This window comes from Aromatoleum anaerobium, assembly GCF_012910705.2.
Lineage (GTDB): Bacteria > Pseudomonadota > Gammaproteobacteria > Burkholderiales > Rhodocyclaceae > Aromatoleum > Aromatoleum anaerobium.
This window is the reverse complement of record NZ_WTVG02000040.1, coordinates 420,847-433,399: the sequence shown is the minus strand read 5'-3', so window position 1 is coordinate 433,399 and position 12,553 is coordinate 420,847. Positions and strand designations below refer to the sequence as shown.

The window sequence follows — 12,553 nt, the reverse complement described above, 5'->3', positions numbered from 1 at the left end:
TCCAGGAACGCTCCTCCGTGCGTGAGTCGGTGCGCGCCGACCCGCCGGAGCAGCGGAGCTCGTTTCAACGCCTCGATGTGACAGGTTCTTGCAACTGTCGGGGCGAGTTGCAGCGTTTTGTTCGTCGTGTGAGGTGGCGCTTTGTTGCAGACTCATTCGCCGGCCCTCCTTCCAACAGCATTCGCGCAGCGATGCGCTCGCTGGCTCCTGGATGGACCGGACGTTCTCAAGTCGGCGCTTCCATTGCCCGGGAAGCTGCCGCCCGGCGTACGTTGAATCACCTCACTGTTGGCGCAGTCGGGCTCTTGCAGGGGCGGTGCAGCCAAGTTGAAGTGGTTGACGCGACCGGCGGTCGACCAGCCGAAGTGGAAGCGGTAGATCCGCCGGGCGCCGCCGGAACCGCCCGGATTGTCGTCGCGCCTCATGTCACGCCCTCCTCAGGGTGACGGCGCCTCGGGTCGGCCTGAGGCCGCAGCTCGTAGTAGCGATCGATGAAGAGGTGCTTCGCGACGATCGGCGGAAGCGGCTGAAGCTTGAGCGACAACGGCCGAACCTGAAGGAGGGCGGGGCACAGGCTGTCTCGCGGTCGCTCGAGGTCGCGTTGTTCGGTGGCGCGAAGAATGAGATCGGCATCCCGGACAGAGGAAGGCAGGGCGCCCGAGACCCCGAACTTCGCCCGAATCGCCGCGGTGGTACGGCCGTTCATCTCGCGGCTCGCCAGCAACTGCCTGAGCGCGTCTTCGATATCGAGCAGCAGGGCGGGCAGGGCGTCTTGAGGGGGGACCATCACGCTCGCGAGATAGTCGTGCTGCGCGAGCGAGTAGAAAGTCTTCGTCTGGCCTGCGAAGCACCACGTCGTGGCCAGTACGTGCGCGATGTCTTCGATGCGCACGTGATCGGCCGTCATGGTGGCGTCGCCAGCGTCGGTCGCGGGGCGGATCTTGCCGGGGGCGATACGGCGCGCTGCCCGTAGTCCAGGGGAATCATGCTTCATGTCCTTCTCCTTGCTGAGGTTCGTGGGTCCGGGGGCCAGCCTTCGGTCCGATGAGCAGCTCATGGACTGGCGACGCGTGAGGATTCGGGACGATGTTCGAGCAGCGCATTGGCGCCGCGCGACGAGCAAGGAAAAGAAGCGAGAGCGTGCTAGAAGACGGAGCTAGGGGATCCGCGCGTCTGTGGATGCGGCAGGATGCCGACCGGCCAGCGTGTTCAATCTAGTGCCTCGGCTGCGCGTTGGCAAGGAGGCGCGGTGACGGCTGGCGGTGACGGCTGTGCGGGGACGGTCAGGGCGGATTGGCGGGCAGCGTAGCCGCTTTTCTCAGGCATCGGCCGCCTGAGAAAAGCGGCCACGTGCAAGGTGCAGTGGCCGCGCGAAGCGCGAGGAAACCTGAGCTTCGGTGCGCGTCTAGAGAAGACCCCGCTCGGCGAACGAGACCGTCGAGTGCCCGGCAACGATGAAGTGGTCGAGCACCCGCACCTCGACCATCGCGAGCGCAGAAGTGAGCGTTCGCGTGAGCAGTTCGTCCGCGAGCGACGGCTCGCAGGCGCCGGACGGATGCTGGTGCGAAAAGATCACGCCGGCCGCGCGAAGCTCGAGCGCCCGGCGCACGATCTCGCGCGGATAGACGCTCGTTTGCGTCAGCGTGCCGCGAAAAGCCTCTTCGGCAAGGATGAGGTGGTTGCGGGCGTTGAGATAGAGGGCCACGAAGACTTCGTAGGGTCGCCCCGCGAAGAAAGTTCGAAGGAACGGCTTGACCACATCGGGGGCGTCGAGAACGTCCCCCGCGGCAAGCTGCTCGGCAAAACTGCGCTGCAGAATTTCGAGCGCGCTGGACAATGCGTCCCAGGCGGGCGTGCGGGGCTCGCGGGCGAACTCGACGACCCGGCTCCACGAGCCGCCGCAGCTTTCCCAGACGTCCTCGGCCTCGGGGCCGAAGAAACGCTCGAGCAGGGCGGCATCCGCGAGCGAAGTAGGCGAAGCGTAGAAGGGCAACATCGGCGTCTCCTTGGACAATGCGGAGAGCCGTCTCTCCGTGGGGGAGGAACTCCCCACGGGATTGAACATGAACCTACGAAGTGACCCCGAGCCCGAAAGCCGTTCCGGTTACAGGGGCTGACCGGATGCCGTGCAGTCTTTCGACCAGACAGAATATTCATAGGCGTGGCAGCCGACCCCGTCAAGGCGTTTAGCTCGACTGCGGCGCCTCGACGCGCTCGCGCGTCGCTTCCTGCGCGCCGAGTCACTCTCAATCATCGGCCAATCGAGAGGCTGCAAGGCGACCGCGATCCTCCATAGCGGGCCGTAGACATTCGCCCCGGCCGAAAGAAGAGGTCGCGCGTAGAACATTCCATTCTCGTAGTGGAGTGCGCCGAACTCGACGGTTGCAGGATCAGCTCGTTAGGAGACAAATTCTCGAACGTGGGCGATCGGCTCTTGAAGAGGCAGAAAGACTGTACGAAAATAAGGGGTATCCACTTAGCTCCACTAAGCCTGCGGTAGGTCGCCGTTTCCGTGCAACATCGGCGTACGTTACAGGTGGAGTCCGCACAGCCTGCTCCATCAGTCGGTAGAACAGCATGCCGCGTGAGCGCGAGGCGCGGCGGTTGAAACGGAACACGAATTCATCCAGGTAGAAGTCGAGCTGGTCGGGCTGCACTGAGCCTTGGTGCGTACCGAGAATCCACCGCTTCACCAACGACGCGACCCGGTGGACGCCGGGCATCGCGACATGGGCCGCATCCTCCGCGCCGAGCATGACTTTGCGCTCGTGCCCATATCCGAGCGACTTCAATCCCAGATAGGCAGCCGAGCCGTCGGTACGCACGACGGCCGCGGCGTCGACGGCTTCCTGAACGAACGGAATTACGCTCGCAGCACTATCGTCGCTCACCCGGCGCAGCCGAATTCGCCCGAACCCCTTCGGCTGGTGGATTTCCACCGCCATGACGACCAGGACCTTGGTGGTCTTGCTCTTGCGCCCCGCGGCCGTAATGGGTAACTGCCGGTCGGTGAGGGCCAAATAGGTTTCATCGACTTCGACCAGCCCATGCAGTTTTTCGCGCTCCGGGCGCACCATGGCTCGGCGAAAGCGGTGCAGCATCGTCCACGCCGTCTGGTAACTGCCTCGGCCAAGCACCCGCTGCAAGCCGAGGGCACTCACGCCCAGCTTCTGGTTGGCTGCATACCAAGCCCCCGCCAACCATACGCGCAACGGCGTGCGCGTCTTCTCGAAGATCGTGCCGGTCGTGACCGACGTCTGATGCCGGCAACTGCGGCACATCAAGCGTCCCCGACTGGCGCGGTACGGCGGCCCGACCACCCCACACGCCGGACAGGTGAAACCGTGCGGCCAGCGAAGCCGCTCGACAAAGGCCATGCAGGCCTCCTCCGTCGGGAACCAGTCCAAGAACTCGTTCCACGTTCGGGGGTAGTCCATCCCTGCAACCGGAGCTATCATATATATAAATATACAGCACTCCGGGGTCGGTGGAGCTAAGTGGATACCCCCTACGAAAATACAGTTCATAGGAGCCCCGCCATGATGAACACTGATCCTCGTAACGCCCCGCACGTCGTTTGCCCCTATTGCCATACCTCGGTTCCGATCGGCTCGTTCGAGCATGCGCAGTGCAGTCAGGCGGTCTGCCGGGTGTGTCCGGAGTGCGATCAAGCGCTTTTCCTCGCAGCGGTCCCAGCGGCGGGTGCCGCTTCACCGCCTGCTGAGCGCAACGGCGAAGCAAGGGGCGACGACGCGGGGCGGGCGTGTTCGACGTGCGCGTGATGCGCCGCGACGGCGTGCGTTTGGCGCGCGACGAGGCGGCGAGTCAGACCGAGCACTCGGGAGAGTTCGTCCTGGATGTCGCCAACGGCGCGCGCCGGCTTCGCCTCAAGAGCCCGTGGACGAGCGGCTACGCGCCGGTGGAACTCTACGAGCCGGTCCTGATCAGCGCCCGCAACGGCGTGCAACTGTGGCGCGGCTATGAGCGGGTGGGTGAGCGCGGCGTGGTGCAGGAATGGATCGTGCGCGCCCGGTAAGGAAGTGTGCCGCTGCCGACAGGCCTGACCGGGGGAGCGATTCCGCCTGGGGGATGAGGCAAAAGTGGGCCGATCCGAGACGAACGCGTCCGTCAAATCCGATAGCCCTTGCCCGTGACGAAATCAAACGAAGAAACGTGCTCTACGGGTTTGCGGCGTCATAAAGGCCAATGGCCACTGCCATAGGTGTGGCACTGCCCCAACGATCGCCGTGCAGCCCGAAGTCCGCCCGTTCCCCTCCCGTCACCACGCCGCGGCTGAAGCTGGCAAGTGGCGATGCCTACGGCCTGCGAACGAAGCTGCCGATCTCCACATTCGGAATTCGCTATGAATAACGGTGACCGCACGGGATTGGGCTAAACTCTCGCCCGACCCCGGCTGCGCGGGACAACCCATGACTGGAGCTTAGGACATGTTCGATCAGGAAGACGGCGAACTCAACGTCGTCATCGGTGTACTCTTCGGCGTCATAGCGCTTGTGATCGCGCTGGTCATCGGACTTGGAGCCTGGACGCTGCGTGCAGCCGATGCGGAACCCGTGGTGGCCACGGCGGCAGGCGGATTCGTTGAAGTTGCGGAAGTCGGCGAGCCGCTGGTGAAGTTCTACTTTGGTGTCGGCGAAACGGCGCTGCCCGCGAACGCGTCGGCCGACCTGGCGACCGTCATCGCCGCACTGGAAGCGGCGCCGGAGAAGAAGGCGCTGCTGTCCGGCTTTCACGACGAGACCGGTGGCGCCGCGGTGAACGCCGAGGTGGCGAAGAACCGCGGGCTGTCGGTGCGCGAGGCGCTTCTGGCTGCCGGCGTGCCTGCCGAGCGCGTGCTGCTGCGCCGTCCGGCCGTCACGTCGGGTGGTGGGGACGCCGCCGAGGCGCGTCGCGTCGAGGTGCGCGTGCAGTAAGCGGGATCCGTTGCGCAGCACACGGAGCAGCCGGGGACTCCCCGGTTTTTCGCGTGTCGGCGGGGAAGTGCCTGACAGGCCGGAACAACGCCTCGTCCGGGACCGGAAACGGGAGATCTTCCTCTTCACCCCCCTGCGGCGAGGCGACGGAATGCGGCGGCACCGGAGCTATCTCGAGCGAGTCCAGAAGTCGGTTTCTTGCTCTACGTCCGGTCACCATTTTGATCGCCGCGGACGTCCATGGATCGGATTGTCAATGTCCGTTCCGGCCCAGGACCGGAAGTGGGCCTCAGTTGCCGGCCAGCCCGCGCAGATTGAGCGGCGGCAGTGCTGAGGCGGATTCACCTGGGGGACGCAACACATTAGAGCCTGCGCCTGCAGGCCTTCGTGCCGCGTCTGACCAAAGGGCAGGTGATGAAGTACAGCGGCCGTTGGAGACGATTGGTCGGAGACGCCTCCTCGGCCTGAGCTGCTGGCCAGCCTGAGCCAAATGAGTGGCGGCAACGCGGCCTAAACCTGCCGTGCAGCGCCTCAATATGGTCGAACGGCAGGGGGCGACGATCCTTCGGATCGAAATCACCCTACTCTCGTCCACCTTCACGCCCCAGTTTACCGCGCGCTTCACGTTCCGCCTGAATCGTTCTAGCCCGTTCCTCACCATGTCTAAGCTTCAAACACCACTTCATCACACTAGGGCTAAATTCTAGAAGCAATGCCTCGACCCCGGCGATAGTCAGTTCGTAGTTCGATTCGAGCGCACTGCCTATACGGTCACAAGCTTCGCTAATTTCAACAATGACTGCATCAAGATCCTGTCTGTGGCGCTCTCTGATGCTTGTAAGGACAACAAAGACCAATAGGACGATTATTAGGAGCGATGCAAACAACTGAACATACATGAACGCCTGCGCTATGCCGCTGACGGGCTTCAAGGGGGATATATCTGCGGTCATCAGGGTGCCGAAGCTCAGGCCCAGAAAGTCAAACAAACCTGGGCTTGATTCACCTGTAAAGCTTCCCGGTAGCAAGCGTTCCAAGCCAAAGTATACGAAGGCAAAGAGAACCGTAGTAAGTATGAAGGTGTATAGCAGAGAAGAGAGAAAATATAAATCTAGCTTCCGACTTCTCGCCACCACTTTAAGGCGTTCTCCAAGGAAGTGTAAGCCGGCCGTCAATACGTAGAGGCTAAGTAGGTTCTGCCCGAGTTTCTGCCTATACTCGCTCGAATCGGGGGCAATATTCTCCGGTCGCTTGAAGAATTCTGAATCCTTAATCGTGCTCCAGATGTTGCGGATGACATTTGCCGCATCGGCGAAGACAGTTGAGGGAGAGAAGGCAACCCGAAACCGTCGGATGAAGTGATGAATGAGATAGACGCCAAGAACACTCATTGATCCGGCGATTAGAGGCTTATAGGTAGCGAGTGAGGCCAAGGAAGCCGCAAGGAGAACAACCACAAACGTAATGAAGCTGGCTTTGAAGCGGCCTAAGATTGAATGCACAGCTGGAGAGAATGCGAGGACAACAGCCCAGTTCTTGAACAGGATCCTCGGAATGTGCCAGCAAACGAGAACAAACGGATAGGCGAATATGTAACCACAAAATAGCAGGAACCTGCGGTTTCCGAGCAGCCCCCAGAGGAGGGCTACGACGACCAATAACGTAAGCAGCCGGAAGCGAAGAAGCAGTTCCAGATACGCGAATCGTACTGAGAGATAGCTAGCGATGTCGAAAAGCAATAGCTGACCGACAACCAGGAGCCAGACGAAGGCAGCTATCAGTTCTCGAATCAAACGAACTGGCCGTGGGAAAACCGGCTGTCCCGCAACTTTGCGGCCGCTTTCCTTCGCAACTATCGCGACGTTTTGAGTTCCCAATATTCCCTCAATCAATATTTGCTAGTTGCGCGAAGACGGAATGGCTGGCAGTTGTGTCCGGTACGATTTGGTGTTCTCCCGCATCGGACACGGTCTATCCTCCTGAACGCGGATGCAGCCGATCCCATGAGTCTTCAGGCTCTCTCCCACGATCAAACCAATGATCCAGCTTGACATTTCTCCGGACGACAAAATATTCGTCGGCTTCGAATCTCGTTCTACGATTTACTTCATGTACGACGTTGGGTTGGACTTGAATGTAGCCATTCATCCCTTGCCGATTGAGCAACAGACAGTGTGTTGGCGATAGTGGAACGGTAATTTCTATCGTCTCGTACATCAGCGCCGGACCACGATACATCGGAGGGCGCCGACAGGAATCTGGGTCGAACCACACGCACGGATGGTCTGACGTGATAAAGCCGATCTCGTCGTTGGAAACGAGAAATGCCATGTCGAGCTTGCATAGCAACGGCGTTGTCGCTTGGATCATCGGATACAACAATGTTTGCAAAGGGTTCTCGTGCATTTGCTTGACTTCCTCGTAGCCGATACTTCCCTTCGAATTGACGGAGCGAGGCGGTTGGCTGGCGATGAATCTTTCCTTCGTATCTGGCGTCATGTTCGCAACAGCCTCCGTCATCCGCTCCATCATTCTTAGCGGACGTTCCCACTGTTTTCTTTGATGCTCTCGGTTAGCTGGTGTGCGAGCTTGCGCTGTCGCAGTAAATGCACAGAGTAGGATATGTTCGTCAGGAGTTAGATCGCGGCCGTAGTTGATTTTGCTGTTGCGAATTCTTGTGAATTCCATCTCAAGTTGGCTGAGACCTTGTTCCAGTATGAGATCACGCTCTCCGTTCTTGCCGAAAGTGGTGTACATATCTGACTCGTGAAAGATATTCTCTGGGGCTTTTCTCCGGACATTTTGACCATTTCTGTCGAAAACCCATACATATGGCTTATGCATTGGGGGAGCCTCCGGATCACACCACGCTTTGAGGTAGCAGGCTGGCACGAAGTGTTGCTTCTTGTGCTTGGACATGGGAGGTGAAAATTTGACGAGTTGTTAAGCATACTTGCGTAATTCATCTGCGCGCAATCAATGCGACGGAATTCGCCGAGGTGCCGTTGGAAGACCTCCCGCGTTCAGCCCAGAAAGCTACCGAAGAATGCCAGCACGCACGACACGCGGCAACGGGTCGGAGTTCGCGTTCACCGGATCGAAAAGCTGCAGCTCGTTGGAGTCCGTGGTTGAGCGGCAGGTTACCGATGGATTGGTGACTGGTGCAGGCTACCGTTCGAACGACCGTTGAGGCCGAGATGCTGAAGTACAGCATCCGGCAGGTCTCGGGGCGAAACAGCCCCTCGAAAGTCTGTCGTCGAGAGAAGGTGATCGACCGGCCGGGGCGAGCCTGTCAGAAATTTTGTGTGTGAGGCATAACATGTCAGCAAGGAGCATGTATGCCAAGCAAGACGAGCAAGAAGCAACCGGCGGCGCTGCCCAACATTCCGAAAGAACTGATTGACCAGTTCGTCGGCGGTCCAATGAGCGCCGAGGCGGTCAACGCGGCCGCGATGGCGTTCAAGAAGGCGCTGATCGAACGGGCACTCGGCGCCGAACTCAGTCATCACCTCGGCTACCTGCCGGGCGCTGACAAGCCGGTCGAGAGCAGCAATCACCGCAACGGCGCGAGCGGCAAGACGGTGCTTACCGAAGACGGGCCGCTGCGGATCGAAGTGCCGCGTGACCGCGCCGGCAGTTTCGAGCCGGTGCTCATCCCGAAGCACGAGCGGCGTTTTACCGGCTTCGACGACAAGATCGTCGCCATGTATGCGCGCGGAATGACGATCCGCGAGATCCAGGGATTTCTGGGCGAGCAATACGGCACCGACGTGTCGCCCGAGTTCATCAGCTCGGTCACCGATGCCGTGATGGGTGAAGTCACTGCCTGGCAATCCCGCCCGTTGGAGCCGATGTACCCGGTGGTGTTTTTCGATGCCCTTCGGGTCAAGATCCGCGAGGACGCCGTAGTCCGCAACAAGGCGATCTACCTGGCGCTCGGGGTGCTGCCCGACGGCACACGCGACATCCTGGGGCTGTGGATCGAGAACACCGAGGGCGCAAAATTCTGGATGAAGGTCTTCAATGACCTCAAGACGCGCGGCGTGACCGACATCCTGATTGCGGTCACCGACGGCCTGAAGGGCATGCCCGAAGCGCTGGAGGCGGTGTTTCCGGCGACCACGCTGCAAACCTGCATCGTGCATCTGATCCGCAACAGCCTCGACTACGCGAGTTGGAAAGATCGCAAGGCGCTGGCGGCGGCAATCCGGCCGATCTACACCGCCCCGAGTGCCGAAGCGGCGCTGGGCGAACTCGACGCATTCGCCCAAGGGCCGTGGGGCGAGAAGTTTCCCCCCGTGGCCGCCGCCTGGCGCCGGGCGTGGGATCGGGTGATCCCGTTCTTTGCCTTTCCGTCCCCGATCCGCCGGGTGATTTACACCACCAATGCCATCGAGAGCATCAACGCGCGGCTGCGCAAGATCATCAAGACGCGGGGGCACTTCCCGAGCGACGAGGCGGCAACCAAGCTGATCTGGCTCGCCCTGCGCAACATCACCGCCGACTGGGGACGGGCAGCCAAAGACTGGAAAGAGGCGATGAACCAGTTCGCCATCCTTTACGCCGAGCGCTTTGAAGCCGGCCGGGGCTAAAATGACTACCGACTGTTCCAACGGGGCCGCCTGCAGGCGGCCCCGTTGGAACAGTCTCTTCACGCCTCACACACAGAAATCCTGACACCCCCGCCGGGGCCGGGACTTGCCGTTCGGCCGGTACTGGACGCGGCAGCCCGTACGCAAATTCGTTCGAGCGGCCGCTCTGTCCGCCTCCGACGGACTGCGCCCGGACCACCCGTGCAGTGATCGATAACCTTAAAAGTTGCCATAAAGGACCGGGATCCCGTTAGCCCCCGAATTGCCGCTTTGACATGCTCATAATGTAAATTCCGCGGCTTTGCAGGGGAATACTACTGTCGCCTTGCAGCGCAGGCACCATCGACGAACAGCGATACCACTGTCGTGAACTCCTGCTTCAGATCGAGCCGCCCATCCGTGATCCAGCGCATCAGCGCGCCGAAATACAGGTAATGGAAATAGATCGCCAGTTGTTCGGCCGGGCGTGTCGCATCGAGTTCGCCGCGCTGCTGGGCCGCAGCGATCAGCAGCGTCCACATCTGCACCATGTCCCCGCTGTCGGCGGGTTTGTCGGCGGTTTCGGCATTCGGCTCAAAGCTGCCGAATTTGTAGCGGATATAGGGCAGCAGATAGTCGGGATGACGCTCGCACCAGGCAGCCGACTCCGCCAGTAGTGCGGAGACGTTGGCACGGAACGGAGCGTTCAGGTCGAATCGTAAACCGCGGCCGGCAAGGTCGCGCGCCAGTTCCCGTTCCAGCAGATGCGCCAGCACCGCCTCCTTGGCCGGGAAATACTTGTACAACGTGCGCTTGGAGACCTGGGCGGCGGCGGCAATCTGCTCCATCGTCACGGTCATGTAGCCAGCGGCTTGAAATAATTCCCCCGCAGCAGCGGCAATGCGTTCCATCAGGTGCGCCTTCTTCAGCGGTCGCCGGCCGCTCGCGAGCACCTTGGTAGGGGTTTCCAGATCGGTCAGAGAGATCATGGCCGAGAAGTATAAAGGACGCTAAAGTATACGACGTATACTGTTTAGGGCGTTTCTATGAAACTGCTGATCCTCACGTACGGCACGGAAGGCGACACCCGGCCGCTCGTCGCCGTTGGCCACGCGCTGCGCAGGAGCGGCCACGCTGTCCATCTGCTCGGCGATGCGCGCGCCCTCGGCTCGGCCAAAGAACTCGGCCTGGCCAACTCGGCGCTGCCCGGCGACGTCCGCCAGTTGTTCTCCGAATGGAGCCGCCACGGGCCAAAAGGCACGGCCAAGGCACTAGTGGAATTGACCAACGCCAACACCCGCGCCTGGACGGTTCAAACCTTGGCGGCTGCCGAAGGCTGCGACGCCATCCTCACGTCCGGCTTGGCGGGCTTCATCGGCCTATCGGTGGCCGAACGCCTGAGCATCCCGGTCATCGGCAGCGGAATGATTCCGCTCACGCCTTCGCGCGAGTTTCCTTCGCCTTTCCTGCCCGCCGCTCTGGTGCCACGCTGGCTCAACCATGCCAGCCTCCGGGCAACGAACCAGTTGCTCTGGTTTGCTTTCAGGAAAACCCTGAATGAAGCGCGCCAGAGTGTGCTCAGGCTGCCGCCGCGTCGAGATCTGCCGATCGAACATCCAATGCTCTACGGCATTTCACCGACGATCCTGCCGCAGCCCGGAGATTGGCCGGCCCACGCGCGCCTGTGCGGCCAATGGCAGACGCCGGTCGCCGATTTCACGCCACCGCCCGAACTCACCGACTTTCTCGACGCCGGCCCGCCGCCAGTCTATGTCGGCTTCGGCAGCATGGCCGGGATAGATGGGCAACACATGGCAGAAACGCTGGTGACTGCGTTGGCCGGCCGCCGCGCACTTTTCTACCCCGGCTGGAGCGGCATGGACGACGTCGGGCTGCCTGACAACATCCTGCGTATCGGTACCACCCCGCACGATTGGCTGCTCCCGCGCACCAGCGCCGTCATCCATCATGGTGGCTCCGGTACGACCCATTCCGCCACCCGCGCTGGCAAGCCGTCCGTCGTCATCCCATTTGCCGGCGATCAAGCCTTCTGGGCCGAACGCCTGAATCGTCTGGGCGTCGCGCCGCCAGCACTCGATGCGGCGAAGCTGGAGGCCGGGCTGCTGGGGAAGGCGATAGGCTTTGTCGAAGGCGAGGGGGTCCAGAAGCGGGCAGCGCAGCTTGGCGAGCAGATGGAAAAGGAAGATGGGCTGGGCACCGCCGTAGGCGAGATTGAGAAACTGATCAAGGGTTCGTTTTGTGTGGCGATGCGCACCTGATCCGACGGCTTGCCGAGTGAAATCGTCGTTTTGACGACAACTACCAAGCGGACAAAATTGCGCCTCTGGCCGATACGATCCCTTCGGAACCGCTCCAGCAAGCAGCCGCTCGGCGCCTGGACGATTTGCGCCGAGCGGGCGCCTGCGGGGCCTATGCCGGCAGGGAAGTATCGGCCAGAAGCGTCTGTTGCCACCTACAGTGACCCACATGACGAAACTAATCATCCGTTCCGAAGCTCCAGAAGACGCTGCGGCAATCGAGGCCGTAACGGAATCAGCTTTTCGCCACGCGCCTCATTCGGACCACAACGAACAGTTCATCGTTGCGGCGTTGCGCGATGCCGGCGCGCTCTCGGTTTCGCTGGTCGCTGAAATGGATGGGGTAATCGTCGGGAATGTCGTCCTTTCACCGGTTTCCATATCCAGTGGCGCGGCAGGATGGTTCGGGGTGGGGCCTGTATCGGTCATTCCCGAGCTGCAGGGACGCGGCATCGGGGCGCAACTGATGCGCGAGGCGCTCGCTCGGCTTTCCGCACAAGGTGCATCAGGCTGCGTTGTCCTTGGTGACCCTTCCTATTACAAGCGATTCGGTTTTGCGAACGAGGCCGGTCTCGTGTTGCCAGACGTGCCTCCCGAATACTTCATGGCACTGTCGTTCGGACAACCGATGGCGACTGGCACGGTCACCTATCATCACGCATTTGGCATGACCAGGTGATTGGTGGGTCTGGGTCGAAACCGTCAGATCGAGGCGGTCGTGATCTGCCGT

General features: G+C 61.2%; 10 protein-coding genes and 1 pseudogene. 5 read left to right on the top strand and 6 right to left on the bottom strand.

The annotated features are described in order from the left end of the window. Positions 1-421 precede the first annotated feature (421 nt). From GO606_RS17550 to GO606_RS17540, 3 genes and pseudogenes are all read right to left on the bottom strand, one after another. Positions 422-994 (bottom strand): phosphohydrolase, encoded by a 573-nt coding sequence (locus GO606_RS17550; RefSeq protein ID WP_169119135.1) that lies wholly within the window; start codon positions 992-994, stop codon positions 422-424. 411 nt (positions 995-1,405) lie between these two features. Continuing rightward, on the bottom strand, positions 1,406-1,996 hold the full coding sequence (locus GO606_RS17545) for a JAB domain-containing protein (protein WP_169119136.1): 591 nt from the start codon (positions 1,994-1,996) through the stop codon (positions 1,406-1,408). Positions 1,997-2,507: 511 nt separating this feature from the next. Further along, a pseudogene (locus tag GO606_RS17540) lies at positions 2,508-3,458 on the bottom strand (IS1595 family transposase); the annotation flags it as partial. 305 nt (positions 3,459-3,763) lie between these two features. Between GO606_RS17540 and GO606_RS17535 the strand changes: the two are divergent. Next, positions 3,764-4,036, top strand: a complete 273-nt coding sequence (locus GO606_RS17535; protein ID WP_169120016.1) for a hypothetical protein — start codon at positions 3,764-3,766, stop codon at positions 4,034-4,036. 412 nt (positions 4,037-4,448) lie between these two features. Next, positions 4,449-4,934, top strand: a complete 486-nt coding sequence (locus GO606_RS17530) for an OmpA family protein (protein ID WP_169120014.1) — start codon at positions 4,449-4,451, stop codon at positions 4,932-4,934. A 581-nt stretch (positions 4,935-5,515) separates the two neighbouring features. Here GO606_RS17530 and GO606_RS17525 read toward each other — a convergent pair. Both GO606_RS17525 and GO606_RS17520 read right to left on the bottom strand, forming a co-directional pair. Further along, positions 5,516-6,811 carry a hypothetical protein gene (locus GO606_RS17525; protein WP_169120012.1) on the bottom strand — a complete coding sequence of 432 codons (1,296 nt, stop codon included), beginning with the start codon at positions 6,809-6,811 and terminating at the stop codon, positions 5,516-5,518. 94 nt (positions 6,812-6,905) lie between these two features. Beyond that, positions 6,906-7,853: a DUF4238 domain-containing protein gene (locus GO606_RS17520; protein ID WP_169120010.1), complete on the bottom strand. Its 948-nt coding sequence runs from the start codon at positions 7,851-7,853 to the stop codon at positions 6,906-6,908. Positions 7,854-8,272: 419 nt separating this feature from the next. Here GO606_RS17520 and GO606_RS17515 point away from each other — a divergent pair, with 419 nt between their 5' ends. Next, positions 8,273-9,526 (top strand): IS256 family transposase, encoded by a 1,254-nt coding sequence (locus GO606_RS17515; protein ID WP_169120008.1) that lies wholly within the window; start codon positions 8,273-8,275, stop codon positions 9,524-9,526. Between the two features lie 314 nt (positions 9,527-9,840). Here GO606_RS17515 and GO606_RS17510 read toward each other — a convergent pair whose 3' ends face one another. Further along, positions 9,841-10,416, bottom strand: a complete 576-nt coding sequence (locus tag GO606_RS17510) for a TetR/AcrR family transcriptional regulator (RefSeq protein WP_211166792.1) — start codon at positions 10,414-10,416, stop codon at positions 9,841-9,843. Between the two features lie 135 nt (positions 10,417-10,551). On the opposite strand from GO606_RS17510, the gene GO606_RS17505 reads away from it, so the two are divergent. After that, complete coding sequence (locus tag GO606_RS17505) at positions 10,552-11,784, top strand: glycosyltransferase (protein ID WP_011236114.1); 1,233 nt, start codon at positions 10,552-10,554, stop codon at positions 11,782-11,784. Between the two features lie 208 nt (positions 11,785-11,992). Beyond that, the gene (locus GO606_RS17500; RefSeq protein ID WP_169120004.1) at positions 11,993-12,502 is read left to right on the top strand and encodes a GNAT family N-acetyltransferase; all 510 of its coding nucleotides are present in this window, start codon (positions 11,993-11,995) and stop codon (positions 12,500-12,502) included. The last annotated feature ends 51 nt before the right edge of the window (positions 12,503-12,553 follow it).